Below are 15,656 nucleotides of genomic sequence, written 5' to 3' on the forward strand. Positions count from 1 at the left end.
CCGCGGTTTCTCGTCGTCGGCGCGTTCGTCCTCGACTGCCTGGTCAGCACACCGTGGTTGCCGGGCTGGGGCCAGGACGTCCGTGCCGAGGCGATGTGGACCGTGCCGGGCGGGAAGGCGCTCAACCAGGCGGTGACCCTGGCCCGGCTCGGCGCGCAGGTCGCCGCGGTGGGGGCGGTGGGAGCCGACGTGGTGGGCGCGGCCGTCCGGGCGGCTCTGGTCGGCGAGGGGATCGACGTGTCGGCGATGGCGGTCATCCCGGACACCCCGAGGCCTGTCTGCGTCGTTCACGTCCGGGACGACGGCGAGAAGGCGGTCGTGTGGCAAGTTCCCGATGCGTTGACCATCACCCCCGACCAGGTGCAGACCGCGGCGGCGATGTGCGGCCCGGCCGACGAGGCGCTGGTGACGTTCGAGTTCGCCGAACGGGCTCCGGACCTCATCGCCGCCGCCGCCAAGGCCGCCAGGCGGGTCGTCGTCAATCCGGCGCCGGCGCCGGCCGACTCGGCAGTCATCGGGACCGTTCCGTGGGAGCAGGTCGACCTCCTCGTCCCCAACGAGGCCGAGGCCCGCGCGCTGCTTGCTGGGCGGCCCGCCGGTCGCCTCGCCGAGGCGGTCTGCGAGACGCTCGGCGTCCCGACCGTCTGCGTCACCCACGGCGAACGAGGATGTGTGGTGCGGACCGGCGGCGCGACGACTGTCCATCCCGCCGTCGCGGCGGGAGTGATCGACACGACCGGGGCCAGCGACGCCTTCACCGCGGTGCTCGCCGCCCGCCTGGTGGCAGGCACGGACCCCGCCACCGCCGTCCGCCATGCGCAGGCCGCCGCGGCGCTCACGGTCAGCCGGCTCGGTGCCTACGAGGCGCTGCCCACCGCCGACGAGCTCCGTGATCTGGTGTTCGGCCTACCGAACCCGTCGGGGTAGGACCGCCGGGCACGGGGGGTCGGAATGCGCCCGGCAGTGTCGCCGCGGGGTCCGGTGGATGCCGCGAACTGGGCGATGCCGCGGCGGTAGGCGTCCTCCTTGCGGCGAGCGATCGCCGCCGGGTCGATCTCGGCCACGCCGAGCCGGCCCCGGGCGCCGCAGGCGGCGGCGCGCGCGGGGTTGAGCAGGAACGGGGCGAGCGCGGCGGCCAGCGCCTCGGCGTCGTCGGGCGGGACCGCGGTCCCGGACCCCCAGCGTTCGACGAACGGTGCCACGCCGGTCCGGGTCGTGGTGACCACCGGCCGCCCGGCGGCCATCGCCTCGACGGCGGTGATCGAGAAACTCTCGAAGCGGCTGGGCACGGCGACGGCGCGCGCCTGCCGGTAGAGGTCGCGGACCTCGGCGCCGGACAGATGGCCGGGGAACTCGACGTCCAGGCCGAGCTCGCGCGCCCGCAGGGCGAGCCAGGTGCCGGCGGGGGTGCCGCCGATCAGGCCGGCGGGGCGGCCGGCGAGTACCAGCCGGTGGGTGATGCCCGCGCGGTGGAGCCGCGCGGACGCGTCGAGCAGGACATCCACCCCTTTGTATGCCTCCAGGCGGCCGACCGCGGCGACCGTCGGCGACGTCCCGGCGACGTCCGGGACGTCGCGCCAGGGAATGGCGTCGAACGGGTTCGGGATCACCTCCACGGCGCGCCGATCCAGCCAGCCGCGTTCACGCAGGGTGTCGACGAGCAGCTGAGACGGGGAGGTCACCACAGCGGCGAGATCGACGGAAATCCTGTCGAGCCGGTCGGCGAGCCGGCCCTTGTACCCGATGGGCTGGCCGAGGAGCTGGACGGCGAGCATGGTCGGGCAGTGCAGGTGGATGGCGAGCGGGCGGGTGCGGTACAGCGCCTGGACCAGGCCGCGGGTCTCTCCGTCCTGCGTCTCGATCACGTCCGGGTGCAGGCCGAGGCGGCGCATCCAGAAGCTGTAGGACAGCGGCAGGCTGACGCGCAGCGTGATCGAGTCCCGCGGGTAGAGGGGCCCGCGCAGCCGCGCCCCGACCGGGCCCAGCCCGCGGCTGACCGGAACCCGCAGCAGCGGCCGCCGGTGCACGTGCACCCCGTTCTGCACGGAGTCGACGATCCGGTGACCCTGGGCGCAGAGCACGTGCACCTCGTGCCCGAGCTGGGCGAGCGCGACGGCCAGCGTCGCCGTGTAGCTGCCCGCCGGCGGGTACTGCTCGCAGAAGAACAGGATGCACAGGGCGCGTAGCGATCGGACCGAATCCGCCATGCGTCTCCGTTTCCATCGGTCCGGTCACCGAAGTCTGCGGGAATGATGGGAATACGTTACCGCGGACATGACCCGGACAGGCGATTGTCGTCGAACGTCCGGCGATTCTTCCTGGACTATCCGGTGGGTGCGGTGAAATTGCGTGGTGCGAGCCTCTGCCGATATTGTCCGGGCAGGTCCGATACCGTGTGGTGATCCACCGGGAGTCGGTCTTCTGTCCGAACTTGCGATTAAAATCGGGCGCCGCTGTTTCCCGGTGGTCGGGGACCATCCTGGGAGCGTTCAGGCCGCGTCGAGGGCGGCCCGGAGCCGGGCACGATGGGCTCCGATCAGGACCGATCGGTGTTCGCGAGCTTTCACGGCCGCCCCGAGACCCGAGCCCGAGACCCGAGCCCAGGGCCAGGGGCCCGCGCCGAGGCCGGAGGACGGTGATCGATGCCGTGCTTGGCGCGCCAGCACCATCCGGCTACATCCGCCGTTGTGTTGGCAAAACGGAACGAAACAACAATACTGTCATCCCTACCGCTCTGATACGCCACCACGGCCGCCGGACTCCGGCGTGGAACGTGCCGCATGTACCGGGAGCGACGGGGTCGACGCTGGGAACAGGACATTCGCGGGAGCTTCACCAAACGTGTCGTCAGTCGTCGATCCTGGGCGCCGAGCCGATCGCCAGCGCTTCGGGCCGGAGGTAACGTTGCCCTCTTCGCTCCACCGACGGCCATCGCTGCGCCCGGGCCGCTGGATCCCGCGTGCCTCGGTGAGCCGGGTCCCGGCCGGTGACCGGGGCCGTCAAGAACGTGAGGGAGGGCGTCGATGTGCCACCTGTTCGCGATGAGTAGTGGTCCGAAGCGGATCAAGGCCACGTTCTGGCTGCTGGACGCGCCCGACAGCCCACGCGCGGCCACGTTGCGGACGCCGGACGGCGCCGGGCTTGGCGCCTTTGACGCTGACGGGGTCCCACAGGTGGTGAGGCAGGCGATCCGCAGCCGCACGGACACGGCGTTCGCCCGGGAGGCCCAGGACGTCATCTCGTCGACCTTCGTCGCGCATGTGCGGCACGCCTCCACCGGCCAGGCCAGCGACGCCAACACACACCCGTTCGTCCGCGACGGGCGGATCTTCGCTCACAACGGGGTGATCGAGGGCCTGGACAAACTGGACGCGGAGCTCGGTACGGCCGGCCTGCCGGTGCTCGGCGACACCGACTCCGAGCGCTTCTTCGCGCTGGTCACCCGGGAGATCGACGCGCACGACGGGGACGCGGGCGAGGGCATCGCCGCGGCCGCGCGCTGGGTCGCGCAGAACCTCCCCCTTTACTCCATCAACATGATCCTCATCACCGATCGGGAGCTGTGGGCGCTGCGCTACCCGGACACCAACGGCCTGTACGTGCTCCAGCGCGGCGCCGGCGGACGCAACGACCGCCACCTCGATCATGCAAGCCCGTTCAGCGAGATCCGGGTCCGCTCCCTCGATCTGCGCGACGAGCCCGCGGTCGTGGTCGAGAGTGAGCGGATGGACGAGGATCCGCGCTGGCGCCTGATGGACAGCGGTGAACTGCTCCATGTCGCGGCCGATCTCGCGGCGACCTCGCGGATCGTGCTCGACGGCCCGCCCGCTCACCAGCTTTCCCTGGAGGATCTGCGGCCCGAGGCGGCCGTGTCGCAGACCACATCGGTGCCCGATCTGCCGATGGCCGGCTGATCCCGGTGCGGCGTCACCGGCAGGCCCGGCCGCCGCGGCTCGGTTGCGGTGCGGTGTTTCGGCGGGCATGTCCGTCAGCTGCCGCCCACATGGGCCGTCCGCCCGGCGTTCCCGCGCAGTTCGATGAAACCTGCCGACATAGCGGGTGCGGTCACGGGGTAGCAATGGTGCACGGGTAATGGCACGGACAGTCGCAGTTCCCTGCGCGGAAGGGGCTCGTCGTGGTACTTGAAGTCGGCAGGATCGGGCTTTGGGCAGCCCAGCGGCAATGGCCGACGGACGTCCGGTCGCGGGCGGAGGTCGCCGCCGAAGTGGCGGCGATGGGTATCCCGACAGTGTGGATCGGCAGTGCCAGTGGGGATCTGGAGCTTCCCGCCGCCATTCTGGATGGCACCGAGGGGCTAGCGGTAGGCACGAGCATCCTGAACATCTGGACCGAGAAGGCCGATATCGTCGCCGACCATTACGCGATGCTCGGCAAGGCTCACCCCGACCGGCTGCTGCTCGGGTTCGGCGTCGGGCACCGGGACCCGGTGGAGAAGGTGACGGGCCGCCGCTGGGAGCGGCCGGTCGAGGTTCTTCTCGACTACCTGGACACGCTCGACGAGCTCGGGGTGCCCCGGTCCGACCAGGCGCTGGCCGCACTCGGTCCCCGGATGCTGGAGATCGCGTCCCGGCGCACCCTCGGCGCCCTGCCTTACCTCGTCACGCCCGAACACACTCGGCGGGCGAGGCAGATCATGGGGCCGGATGCGCTGCTCGCACCCGAGCAGATGGTCGTGCTCGACACCGACCCCGGCAGCGCCCGCGCGGTCGCTCGCCAGAGCCTCACCCGCTACCTCAGGCTGCCGAACTACGCCGACAACCTGCGCCGGCTCGGATTCACCGCCGCCGACCTGGCCGGGAGCGGCTCCGACCGGCTCGTTGACGCCGTGGTCGCCTGGGGCGATCTGGATACCGTCCTCGGGCGGATCGCCGAGCATCAACAGGCAGGTGCGGATCACGTCGCCGTGCAGGTTCTGACCTCGGCGCCGACCCAGCTCCCGCTCGCGCGGTGGGGCCGTCTCGCAGGTGCGATCCATAGCCCTGCGTCACCCTGACCAGAGAAACCCCATACGGTAGTCTTGCGGTAACCGATCAATTCGCCTGCCCTGTGTCTGCGGCCGAGTCATGGAGAGTGACGCATGCCCGCAGCCATTTCAGGCACCCCGTCCGCGGATGCGACGTCGGCGGCGGTCGTGGTGGACGGGGAGTCGGAGTTGGTTGTCAGCCTGATGTCCGCCGATGGGCGGAGCCGCCCGCTCGGGATGATCAACTCGTCGATTGCGGCTGAACGGTCGGCCGCAATCGATGGGACCGCCCACCGCCAGATCGAGCTCGCCAAGCTGGTCAGCGAGGTCGTGCGGGCCGTCCCCGCTCTCCTCGACGGCGCAATACATGCCGTCCTCGGTATCCCGGCGCGCCTCGGTGGCGGTCCGGTCGGCACCCTCAACGTCGCCGCCGACCGCAATGACAAACTCGCTCGGCAGCTCCAGTATGCGTTGGAATACCGCGTTCCCATCGAGCGGGCAGTCGAGCGCCGGCGGGTCTCCGAGCTCGCCGAGGCGATCCTCGCCCGGCGACGGGTGCTCTGACCGCCCGGCCGGCGCCCCCCGGTCGGATACGGGGGCTGGCCCGATGGTCGCCGCCTCCGCAGTCCTGTTTCACTGTCGGCAGGACGATATGGTTCCCCGGGTGCGATGACTGGCCTGACCATGATGGCTCCACGACGATGATGCCCACCGGGGCGATGCCTCGGGTGGCCGGCGTGCCGGAGTGATCGGGGTTTCGTGGGGGCCGGTCATCCCCGCACTACGGAAACGATCTCTGACGAAAGGGGGCGAATGATCGAGGCACAAGGGCTCACCAAGCGGTATGGACGCACGGTCGCCGTCAACGACCTGTCCTTCACGGTGCAGCCCGGCAAGGTGACCGGATTCCTGGGGCCCAACGGCGCCGGGAAGTCCACCACGATGCGCATGATCCTGGGGCTCGACCGCCCGAGCGCGGGCACGGTCCGCATCGACGGCAGGCGGTACGCCGAGCTGAAGCAGCCGCTGCGCCAGGTGGGCGCGCTGCTCGAGGCGAAGTGGGTGCATCCCAACCGTTCGGCGCGTTCTCACCTGCGCTGGATGGCCGCGTCCAACCGGCTCCCGGCGAAGCGGGTCGACGAGGTGCTGGAGATCGTCGGGCTGACCGGCGTGGCGGGCAAGCGCGCCGGTGGCTTCTCGCTCGGCATGGCACAACGGCTCGGAATCGCGACGGCGCTGCTCGGCGATCCGGGCGTTCTGCTGTTCGACGAGCCCGTCAACGGCCTGGACCCGGAAGGGATCCTCTGGATCCGCCGCTTCATGCACCGGCTCGCGGACGAGGGCCGGACGGTCTTCGTCTCCAGCCACCTGCTCTCCGAGATGGCCCTGACCGCCCAGGAACTCATCGTCATCGGGCGCGGCCGGCTCATCGCGCAGACCAGCACCCGGGCCTTCATCGACATGGCGTCCGAGTCGGCGGTCCGGGTCCGCGGCCCCGAGATGGAGCGGCTGCACGGGGTGCTCACCGGTCAGGGGCTCGCCGTCCGCGACGTGCCCGCCGGTGACGACGGTCCGGCGGCGCTGCTGGTGCCGAACACCAGCACCGAACAGATCGGCGAGCTGGTCGGGCGGGTCGGTCTGGTGCTGCACGAGCTGGCTGCCCAGCGTGGTTCGCTGGAACAGGCGTTCATTCAGCTCACCGGGGGCGAGGTCGAGTACCACGCCGGTGCGCTCGCGGGGGCGGGAAACGGCTCGCCGTCCGCTGGTACGCCCGCCGCCCCGGCCCAGCTCACCGGGCCGCCGGCGCGGGGGGTCCAGACCGCTGCGGCGGACGCGACGCGGGGAGGCGACGCGCGATGACCCTGCTCACCGTCGAACGCATCAAGCTGTTCTCCACCCGTTCGCCGTGGTGGTGCATGATCATCGCAACTGCCCTGACCGTGGGGCTGACGTCCGTCTTCGCAGCGACCACCAAGCCCTCCGACCTGCCCGAATTCACCCCGAGCGTCACCCAGTTCGCCTTCAACTTCGGGCTCGTGGTGATGATGGTGATGGCCACGCTGGCGGTCACCACCGAATACCGGTTCAGCACCATCCGGTCGACCTTCCTCGCCGTCCCCACCCGCACGCCGGCGCTGGTCGCGAAGGCCGTGGTCGTCGCGCTACTGGCCGGAATCGTCGGAGAGATCACCGCGGTCGGCTCCTGGGGCATCGCCACGCTGATCCAGCCGGACGCGCCGCTGACGCTCGACACGGCGCAGGAGTACCGCAACGTGTTCGGCGTTGGGCTGCTCTACCTGCTGTCCGCCGTGCTGGCCCTCGCCGTCGGGCTGATCGTCCGGCAGTCCGCCGGGGCGGTGGTGATCGAACTTATCTACCTGCTCCTGCTGGAGAACCTGTTGCCGGCGATCCCGCGGATCGGCGATCACCTCCAGCACTGGCTGCCGTTCGCCGTCGGTAACAACTTCATCGTCGCCGGACAGCCCGAGACCTCCGACGGCCCCCCGGTGATCGAGGGCATGCCCTTCGGGCCCTGGGGCTCGCTGGTGTATTACGCCGTTGTGTGCGTGGGCCTGTTCGTGATCGGGCTGATCCTGGCCAAGCGCCGGGACGCCTGACGGATGGCGGCCCGGGCGCGCTCCCGCGCCTTCATCCGGGCCTCGTGGACGTGGCGCATCCCGTCGGTGAGCCGCCGTCGGACCTCCTCGTCCACCTCGACGAACGGACGGTAGTACAGCTCGTCGTACTCCTCGACGATCTGGAAGGTCCAGCGTCCATCGAGCACATTGCGGCCGTACAGCTCCTCGGGGATGTTGGCGGCGATCCCCGGATGCCCGGCGTCCTCCAGCCCGCTGATGGCCTCGATCAGGGTGAGATCCGCGTGCCCGGACAACTGGTGGAACTCGTAAAGGGCTCCGCGGGCTCGCTCCACCCACTCCAGGGCCTCACTGAGCCGGGCCCACCGCGTCGGCGGTCGCGTCGTCGAGATCCGGCCGGGTGCGGTCCTGCCGGCGGCCCTGCCCGTGATGCCCGTTCAGGCGACCGTCGCGGTCGTCCGGGCGATCGCGGTCGCCCTCCGGGAACCAGTCCTGGTCGCGGTAGGCGTGCCGGCCGACCTCGCGGATCCCGTTCTGCTGGCCGTGTCTGCGCACCTTAACCAGATGCCCGGGTGAGCGAGGGCCCACACCGCGGCCCGGCACGCGGACGGGCGCGGCGGGGCCGGTGTTCGGCGGGCGCTGGCGGATGACACGGATCGGCCGCCGACGCCCGCCGACGGTCAGGCCTGGACCGCGTCCACGGTCCCCGTCTCGGCGGCGGTGGCCTTGGTCTCCCGCTGCGAGGGGACGGCGACCACGGCGCTCGCCCGCCGGCCGGGGATGAAGGTGGCCAGCAGCAGCGCGAGCAGGGCCGACCCCGCGCCGAGGACGAACGCGAGCCGGAAGCCGCTCTCGGACGGCAGCGCGACGCCTTCGAAGGTCGTGGTCATGTGCGCGAGGACCACGCCGACCACCGCGGCGGAGGAGGACGTGCCGAGCGAGCGCATCAGGGTGTTTAGGCCGTTGGCAGCGGCGGCGGTCTCGGTCGCCGGCACCGCGGCCATGATCAGGGCGGGCATCGACGCGTAGGCCAGGGCGACTCCGAGGCCGATGATGCAGGCGAGGGAGATGATCTCCCAGACCTCGCTCATGAGCACCAGACCCAGCCCGTAGCCGACCGAGATCGTCGCCGCGCCCATCATCAGGGTGACCTTGGACCCGAAGGCCGCGGAGAGCCGGGCGGTGACCGGGGAGGCCAGCATCATCACGATGCCGAACGGCGCGAAGCACAGGCCCGCGACGATCATCGACTGGCCGAACCCGTAGCCCGTGCCCTTGGGAGCCTGCAGGAGCTGCGGGATGATCAGCGACATGCCGTACATCGCGAATCCGACGATGACCGAGGTCAGGTTGGTCATCAGGACCTGACGGCGGGAGCTGATCCGCAGGTCGACCAGCGGGCTCGGGGTGCGCAGCTCCCAGAAGCCCCAGGCGAGCAGGATCACGACGGCGGCGACGCCGAGCCCCAGCGTGGTGCTCTTGGTCCAGCCCCAGTCGCTGCCCTTAGGAGATGACGAGCAGCAGGCACAGCACGCCGGCGGACATCCCGAGGGCGCCGACGAAGTCGAATCGACCGTGGGTCTTGTCGCCCACCGGCGACTCGGGGATCACCTTCCAGATGACCAGCAGGGTCAGCACCGCGAGCCCGGCCGCCCCCCAGAACAACACGTGCCAGTTCACCTGCTGGGCGATGATCGCCGACAGGGGGACGCCGAGGGCGCCGCCGATGCCCAGCGAGGAGCTCATCAGCCCGAGGGCCGAGCCGAGCTTCTCGGGCGGGAGCTCGTCGCGCATCACGCTGATCCCCAGCGGGATCAGGCCCGTCGCCAGGCCCTGCAGCGCACGCCCGACGACCACCGGCAACAGCGCGCTGCTCAGCGCGCAGACGACCGAATCGATGATCAGCAGCACCAGGCTGACCATCATCATCCGCTTCTTGCCGTACATGTCGCCGAGGCGGCCCACGATCGGCGTCGAGATCGCGGCGCCGAGCAGGGTCGCGGTCACCACCCAGGCCGTGTTCGAGACGGAGGAGTGCAGCAGCTCGGGAAGGTCCGAGATCAGCGGCACCACGAGGGTGTGCATGACCGAGACCACGACTCCAGCCGCGGCCAGAGCCCCGATCATCAGCCCGGGCGCGGGCGCGCCCTCCTGCCGACTGGTCGGGTCGGCGGACGCCTGTGCCATGGGAGCCTCCGGATGGATGACGGCGAGGAGCACCGACGGAAGGTGACCGTCTGCGCGCGGACCGCGAGTGACTGCGGGTGTGGCACGACCATGTCGCTTGCGAGGGGGGATTTACGAGATCGTTTCAGGAGCCATGGACGATCGTTGGTGTGTACGATACATGCTATGTGTGCTGTGCACAGGTGTCGGTGCTGCGCATAGTCTGGGATAAAGGTCACGATCAGACGAGGGCATAGGTGCCCGGATGCGCAGCGGAGGCGAGCGTGCTCGAGGACCTGCAGGAGATCGAGCGGGAGCTGTTGCTGCTTGCCCGCCATCACATCCTGCCCACGTCCACCCACAAGCAACACGGCCGCACCCTCGACCGCTCGGCGTACTTACTGCTGAGCCGGATCGAGGCGGAGGGGCCGATGACCATCGGGCAGCTCGCTGACGCCTTCGCCCTGGACGTCTCCACCGTCAACCGGCAGGCTGCGGCGATGCTCCATGCCGACCTGGTCGAGCGCATCCCCGATCCCGATGGTGGGATGGCCCGCAAGCTGGCGGTCACGCCGCAGGGGCTGGCGCGCCTGCATGCCGACCGCGACGTGGTCCTGCGGGGGCTGGGCCAGGTCCTCGGGAACTGGTCCGCCGAGGACCGGCGATGTTTTGCCGACCTGCTCGGCCGCTTCAACATCACCTGCGAGGCCGAGAACGGCTATCCCTGGCCCCGTCCCACCCACGTCTCCGACCGGTAGCCGCTTCTGCGCCGCGTCGCGGCGGCGGCCGGGCGATGATCGGATCTTGTAGGATGAGCTCGCTTGTCTGGCGTAGTGCCAGGTAGGAGGGCTCGCCTAGTGGCCGATGGCGGCGGTCTTGAAAACCGCTATGGGGAGTGATCCTCATCGTGGGTTCGAATCCCACGCCCTCCGCATTGTCAGGGTTCTGCGCGATTCCCGGCGGCATAGCCCGCGGCCAGGCGGCATAGCGGGGGAGGCGGCCCGGCGGGCCGGCCGGTTCGAACGCCGGCCGGGTCACCGCCGCTCGCCGAGGGCGGCGAGGGCCTTGGCCGTCTCCGGGTCGGCGGGTAGGAACGTCTCGACCGCCAGCTCGGAGACGGTCATGTCCATCGGGGTGTTGAATGTCGTCAGTGTCGAGATGAGCGTGAGCAGATGGCCCTCGACGACGATCCGCATCGGCAGCGCGAGCGCCGGGGGTTCCCCGTCGGCCGGCGGCGCCGCATTCGCCGATCCCAGGCCTGTGTCCGCACCCGGATCGTCACCGGCCGGCCGGTCGGGAACGGGATAGGCGGCCACCTCGGCGTAGAGCGCGCGAAGCGTCGGCGAGCCGCGCGGAATCATGGTCCGCTGCATTCTCGCCAGCAGGTGCGCCCGCTATTCCGCCAGATTCACGATCCGCGGCGCGAGCCCCCGCGGGTGCAGGGTGAGGCGCATCGCGTTCAGCGGTGGGCGCAGCAGATCCGCCGGCACGCCGGTGAGTAGAACCAGCACCGCGCGGTTGGTCAGTGCAACGTCATAGTGCCCGTCGAGCACCAGCGCCGGGTTCGGCTCGTAGGCGGCGAGCAGCTGCTCCAACCCGGCGCGCACGGTGGCCATCGCCGGGTCGTGCAGCGGAGTCTCGGGATAGGCCGGGGCATAGCCGGCGGCGATCAGCAGCGCGTTGCGGTCCCGCACCGGGACGTCGAGATGTTCGGCGAGGCGCAGCACCATGGCTCGGCTCGGCGTGGCCCGGCCGGTCTCGACGAAACTGATGTGCCGGGCGGAGCTATCCGCCCGAAGTGCTAGCTCGAGTTGACTGACTCTGCGTCGTTCCCGCCACTGGCGCAACAGCGCGCCCACGCCCATCCGGGCACCCTCGGGCGCCGGGTCCGCCGGGTCGGGTCCCGCCGAGGGGGTCGTCATACGGGCAACCGTAGCCAGTCCGACCGGTGCCGATCGTGCCGTCGTTCGCTGCCCCATGGCTAAGTGTCCGTGCATTGTGATTTTAGGTGTCTGCCGGTGTCCGCCACGGCCGCCTGTCCTGAGCGACCCGAAAGGTTGCGCGAGATGCCCGGAGTGGGCGGGATCGCCCCGACCTGACCGTCTCCGGAGCGTTGGCACTGGACAAACACCCTGAAGACTCGACGGCCGGTTGCGTGACGCTTGTGCAGGTCTGCGACAGGATGGCCGGGTGCCTCCCCGTCGGTCGACATCCCCTCGCGCGATCCCGGCCGCCGTCTCCTCGTCTCGGCGTCCTCGCGCGATTTCCGTGACCCTGCACCCCGACCCGGATCAGTCCAGCCGGCAACCGGCACTGCCGATCCAGGTGCCCCGCCGTAGGCAGCCAGAGGCTGGCGCGCATAGTGCGGTTACGGCCAGTTGTGCCGGCTGCGATGCGCGGTGGACAGATCCGGCCACGACCCATTGCGGCTCATGCCATCAGTCCTGGCCGAGTGTGCAGGGCTTCGACGACCATCTGGTTGAATGTCCGGCCCATCCGGTCATCGTCGCCCGGCGGGTGAAGCGGGAACCCGAGCAGTCCGGCGTCGGCGCCGCCTGACCGATCCCCTTGGGGGCGGCGTCGGACCCGTCCGGTGTTTCCCGCCGGACGGCCGAAACTCTCCTCGACTGCCGGTTTTTCGACTGCGCCTGCGATTGCAGTCAACGGGTCGGTGACACGGTCGCGGAACTGCTACGTTTCGGCGCTGGAGCACCCGTGGCCGCCCACCGCGGCGCGTGCGCCCGGTCGTGGGGCGCGAGCCCACCACGACGCCGGACGTCGTGCTTCGCTCGCCGGCCTCGGGCCGCGTGTTGCGTGGCCGGGCGGGGTGGGAGGACGGAGGAGCCGATGACGGTTTGCGGGCTGGTCCGGTTGGATGGGGTCGACGTGCGGCGGGCGGTGCTTACCACGATGCTGGCCTCCTCCGCGTCCGGGCTGCCCGCGGCGCGCGGGGTGCACACCGACGGGGTGTTCGGAGCGGTGAGCGCGGCGGATCCGGACGCGGACCCGACCTCGCCGATCGTCGTCGACGACGCCGGGCTCGTGGTGATCGCCGACCCTGCGCCGTGGGCCGCCGGCGTCCGCCGGTCGGCGCAGGCATCCGCCGCCGTCTACCGCGCCGGTGGTCGGTGGGCCCTGCTGGGGCCCGCCACCGGCACCGTCACCGTCGTCTGGGAACCGGCGCGGGCCCGGCTGGTCTTCGCCCGACCGTCAGGCGCCCGCAGCGAGCTGATCACCTGGTCGGACGGGCGGCTGCTTGCCTTCGGCACCGAGATCGACCAGGTGCTGTCCGCCGCCGGTGGCGGGCTGTTCCGCCCGACCTGGCTGCGGCGGCTCGGGCTCGGCGAGGTCATCACGGTCGCCGTGCCCGCCAGACGCCGGCGCCCCGCGCTTGCGGCGGTTCGCCAGCGCACCGGTGCGGCAACGGCTCCGGGGCTGGCTCCGGCCGGCTGCGCGTGACGCCACCCTGCCGGCTCGGCGACACGCAGGCTTTCCGGCTTGGGCAGTGCACTGGGGACCGTGGACGGTCAGCGGGCGGAGGCCTCAGCCGCCTCGCCGGTGGCGGGGCGGGCGGGCTTGGCGCCTGCCGGTTCCGCGAGGTGCTCGCGGCGGACCAGGGCGCTGACCCAGCGCTCGGCGACGAACGACAGGAACGGGATCGTGCCCGCGAGCATGATCAAAATCGTTCGCGGCAGCGACAGCCGGCAGCGGCTCGCCAGGTCGAACGCACAGGCGAGGTACACCACGTACAGCACGCCGTGGATCGGACCGACCGTCGCGACGCCGGCGTCGTTGTCGCCGGCGTACTTCAGTGGCATGCCGACGCAGACCAGCAGGATCAGGCCGACGCCGACGACGTAAGCGATCACGCGGTACCGCAGCAGGGCGGCTCGGACCGCCGGCGCGGCGGAACGTCCCCCGGCGGTGCGGGAGGGTGCGGGGGTCATCGGCGGGCTCCGTTGATCTGCTTCACGTTGATCTGCTTCGAGTCGAGCTGCTTGGGTTCGAGCTGCTTCAGGGCCTCGACCAGCACATCGCGTTCGTACAGCGAGGTGAGGTAGCGGTTGTAGGCGTCGAGCTCCTCGTCCTCCTCGGGCGAGGAGCTCGACCCGGGGGGCAACATCCGCGGGCCGTCCAGCTCCGGCCGCCAGGGCGCCTCGGGGGCGATCCGCCCGCCCGCGCCCCACTGGGGACCGCTGAGGTCCGTGGGCGCCAGCTCTTCCCTGATCATCTTGTACCACCAGTACACGACGAAGACGGCGAAGATCGGCCACTCGACCCCGTAGAAGAGGTTCTGCAACGAGCCCTGCGCCGACTCGCCCTTGGTCAGCTGCCACACCCCCATGCGGATGAACAGCGCGATCAGAGCGAGCGCGAGGAGATGACGCGCTATCCACGAGGGTGCAAACAACAGCCGGCGCACGCTGTCGACGCTACCCCTCCGGGTCCGGCTCGCGTAGGTCGCGGCCAGGTGTCAGCAACCAGGTTCACACCATCGAGGACTCGGCCGGGTGAGGGACACCGGCGGTGGTGGGCTCGCCGGGCCGGGCGACGGACGCTTCGGCGGGCCCGAGGCCGCGGCGGCCGCAACGGCGGCTGGCCGACCATCATGCGCCGGGTGCGCCGGGGCTGGCCGGCCTTGGCCTGACCGGCCAGCCCCGGTATCGCGTGGCGGCCCGCTCGCTCGGCTGGGGGGGGTTAGCCGGACGAACGGACCGAAACGCCGACCGGACCTCCTGGTGTGGGGGCCGGTGTGGCGTTCATATGGTCAGTCGTCCCGGAGGTGTCGTTTGGTTGCCGCCGGAGACAAGATTTTTAATATTGTTCGGGATCGCACGTGGACGATCCGAATGGGCTAGCCATTTTGTTGTGATTACTCGGACTCGAAAGTCCGAAAGCCGGGTCCGGGTTGCCGGATTGCCGGACGGCCGTAACGTCGGGCTACCAGGTAGCGATGGTCAGGCGGATCCGCCGGTGCTCCGGCCTGCCCGGTGAACCGTCATTAACTGCCCGTCAACAATCCGCCGGCATCAACGGACCGTCACCGCAGCACGGCGGCCGCGAGCCTCCACGTCGCGGAACTCCCGCTGGAGATCGACACGGTGGTGGCACCGATACCAGCCGGCAGCGACACGCTCACTCGGGCGTCCGCCGAACCATCGACCAGCGTCGAGGGCAACTGGACGGTGAAGGTCCGCCGGTCCTGCAGCGAGGACACGGCGATCTCGACCTGTCCCGACGACGACCCGAGGTAGACGTCCAGCGTGCGGGCCTGCACGACGAAGGTCGACAACACGGCCGTGCCCTGCACCGCGAGCCGGTCGGTGTCGTCGGTGCCGTTCTGGGTCGGCATCCCGCCGCTCCAGTCGAAACCCGAAGTCGACATCGTCGAGACGCCCACCGCGCTCGCGGTGAGCAGCGGGACCGGCAGCGCCGCCCGGTTCTGCACCCCGCCCCATCCCTCACCGAACAGCACCCAGTCCGCAGCCTCGTCGCCGGGGATCTCGACCCGTGACCCGGGTGGGAAAGGGGCGGCGGAGCTGGCGTAGATGCCGGTGGCGGACGGCGTCAGGCTGGCGCCGACCGCACCGGTGCCGTCCTGGGCCGGGCCCCCCGGGTCGGGTCTGGCGCCCTTCGCCGACGGTTGTGTGGAAGCCCCGCTCGACGGCCGCTCGGTACCCGCCGACCTGGCCGTGCTGGCCTGTTCCCGTGGGACGCCGGCCGAAGGCTCCGTAGCTGGGGGGCGATAGGCGGCTGGCGGGCGGGACGGGTCCAGCGTGGCGCTCGTGGTCGCCCAGGGCGTCTCCGTCTGTCGGGGGCGCGCGGTCACCGTGGTGGTCGGTGGGTCCGTGGAATCGGAGCCCGGCAGGTCAAGCAGGGCAACCAGCGCGACCAGGGCCAGACTCAGC

16 protein-coding genes, 1 tRNA gene and 2 pseudogenes are annotated in these 15,656 nt (G+C 70.9%); 10 read left to right on the forward strand and 9 right to left on the reverse strand.

Features of this window, described 5'->3' with window-relative positions:
• Nucleotides 1-927 (forward strand): carbohydrate kinase family protein (locus G6R25_RS12795; protein ID WP_235948239.1); only part of this gene is annotated, 927 nt, incomplete at its 5' end.
• On the opposite strand, the gene G6R25_RS12800 is transcribed toward G6R25_RS12795, so the two are convergent.
• Nucleotides 858-2,207: a glycosyltransferase family 4 protein gene (locus tag G6R25_RS12800; protein WP_235948242.1), complete on the reverse strand. Its 1,350-nt coding sequence runs from the start codon at nt 2,205-2,207 to the stop codon at nt 858-860. The genes G6R25_RS12795 and G6R25_RS12800 overlap by 70 nt on opposite strands.
• 816 nt (nt 2,208-3,023) lie before the next feature.
• Here G6R25_RS12800 and G6R25_RS12805 point away from each other — a divergent pair.
• The 5 genes from G6R25_RS12805 (at nt 3,024) to G6R25_RS12825 (ending at nt 7,602) form a co-directional block, all read left to right on the forward strand.
• Entirely contained in the window at nt 3,024-3,914 is an 891-nt protein-coding gene (locus G6R25_RS12805; protein WP_163553155.1) for a class II glutamine amidotransferase, read from the forward strand.
• Between the two features lie 221 nt (nt 3,915-4,135).
• Nucleotides 4,136-5,014, forward strand: a complete 879-nt coding sequence (locus tag G6R25_RS12810) for an LLM class F420-dependent oxidoreductase (protein WP_163553156.1) — start codon at nt 4,136-4,138, stop codon at nt 5,012-5,014.
• Between the two features lie 84 nt (nt 5,015-5,098).
• Nucleotides 5,099-5,548 (forward strand): hypothetical protein, encoded by a 450-nt coding sequence (locus G6R25_RS26990; protein WP_235948244.1) that lies wholly within the window; start codon nt 5,099-5,101, stop codon nt 5,546-5,548.
• 249 nt (nt 5,549-5,797) lie between these two features.
• A complete protein-coding gene (locus G6R25_RS12820) occupies nt 5,798-6,844 on the forward strand; it encodes an ABC transporter ATP-binding protein (protein WP_163553157.1) in 1,047 nt (348 codons plus the stop codon).
• The gene (locus G6R25_RS12825; RefSeq protein WP_163553158.1) at nt 6,841-7,602 is read left to right on the forward strand and encodes an ABC transporter permease; all 762 of its coding nucleotides are present in this window, start codon (nt 6,841-6,843) and stop codon (nt 7,600-7,602) included. The genes G6R25_RS12820 and G6R25_RS12825 overlap by 4 nt, the downstream gene beginning before the upstream one ends.
• Here G6R25_RS12825 and G6R25_RS12830 read toward each other — a convergent pair.
• From G6R25_RS12830 to G6R25_RS30455, 3 genes and pseudogenes are all read right to left on the reverse strand, one after another.
• The gene (locus G6R25_RS12830) at nt 7,536-7,916 is read right to left on the reverse strand and encodes a hypothetical protein (protein ID WP_235948246.1); all 381 of its coding nucleotides are present in this window, start codon (nt 7,914-7,916) and stop codon (nt 7,536-7,538) included. The two genes, G6R25_RS12825 and G6R25_RS12830, sit on opposite strands and share 67 nt — an antisense overlap.
• A 13-nt stretch (nt 7,917-7,929) precedes the next feature.
• A complete protein-coding gene (locus tag G6R25_RS26995; protein WP_235948248.1) occupies nt 7,930-8,136 on the reverse strand; it encodes a hypothetical protein in 207 nt (68 codons plus the stop codon).
• Nucleotides 8,137-8,261: 125 nt separating this feature from the next.
• Nucleotides 8,262-9,768 (reverse strand): annotated as a pseudogene (locus tag G6R25_RS30455) (MFS transporter).
• 263 nt (nt 9,769-10,031) lie between these two features.
• Between G6R25_RS30455 and G6R25_RS12840 the strand changes: the two are divergent.
• The gene (locus G6R25_RS12840; protein WP_136446716.1) at nt 10,032-10,505 is read left to right on the forward strand and encodes a MarR family winged helix-turn-helix transcriptional regulator; all 474 of its coding nucleotides are present in this window, start codon (nt 10,032-10,034) and stop codon (nt 10,503-10,505) included.
• Nucleotides 10,506-10,590: 85 nt separating this feature from the next.
• Nucleotides 10,591-10,679: transfer RNA gene (locus G6R25_RS12845), tRNA-Ser, on the forward strand.
• Between the two features lie 102 nt (nt 10,680-10,781).
• On the opposite strand, the gene G6R25_RS31460 is transcribed toward G6R25_RS12845, so the two are convergent.
• Entirely contained in the window at nt 10,782-11,108 is a 327-nt protein-coding gene (locus tag G6R25_RS31460) for a hypothetical protein (protein ID WP_336501350.1), read from the reverse strand.
• 33 nt (nt 11,109-11,141) lie between these two features.
• Nucleotides 11,142-11,669, reverse strand: a complete 528-nt coding sequence (locus tag G6R25_RS31465; protein ID WP_336501352.1) for a helix-turn-helix domain-containing protein — start codon at nt 11,667-11,669, stop codon at nt 11,142-11,144.
• Nucleotides 11,670-12,072: 403 nt separating this feature from the next.
• Between G6R25_RS31465 and G6R25_RS30465 the strand changes: the two genes are divergently transcribed.
• Nucleotides 12,073-12,306: an FDXHR family putative zinc-binding protein gene (locus tag G6R25_RS30465; protein ID WP_419469353.1), complete on the forward strand. Its 234-nt coding sequence runs from the start codon at nt 12,073-12,075 to the stop codon at nt 12,304-12,306.
• A 288-nt stretch (nt 12,307-12,594) separates the two neighbouring features.
• The gene (locus G6R25_RS12855; RefSeq protein ID WP_163553159.1) at nt 12,595-13,206 is read left to right on the forward strand and encodes a hypothetical protein; all 612 of its coding nucleotides are present in this window, start codon (nt 12,595-12,597) and stop codon (nt 13,204-13,206) included.
• A 68-nt stretch (nt 13,207-13,274) separates the two neighbouring features.
• Here G6R25_RS12855 and G6R25_RS12860 read toward each other — a convergent pair whose 3' ends face one another.
• From G6R25_RS12860 to G6R25_RS12870, 3 genes and pseudogenes are all read right to left on the reverse strand, one after another.
• Nucleotides 13,275-13,694 carry a DUF3817 domain-containing protein gene (locus G6R25_RS12860; protein WP_163553160.1) on the reverse strand — a complete coding sequence of 140 codons (420 nt, stop codon included), beginning with the start codon at nt 13,692-13,694 and terminating at the stop codon, nt 13,275-13,277.
• The gene (locus G6R25_RS12865; RefSeq protein WP_235948254.1) at nt 13,691-14,158 is read right to left on the reverse strand and encodes a hypothetical protein; all 468 of its coding nucleotides are present in this window, start codon (nt 14,156-14,158) and stop codon (nt 13,691-13,693) included. The genes G6R25_RS12860 and G6R25_RS12865 overlap by 4 nt, the downstream gene beginning before the upstream one ends.
• Before the next feature lie 630 nt (nt 14,159-14,788).
• Nucleotides 14,789-15,656 (reverse strand): annotated as a pseudogene (locus tag G6R25_RS12870) (hypothetical protein); the annotation flags it as partial.

It is taken from the genome of Candidatus Frankia alpina (genome assembly GCF_902806485.1).
Classification (GTDB): domain Bacteria; phylum Actinomycetota; class Actinomycetes; order Frankiales; family Frankiaceae; genus Frankia; species Frankia alpina.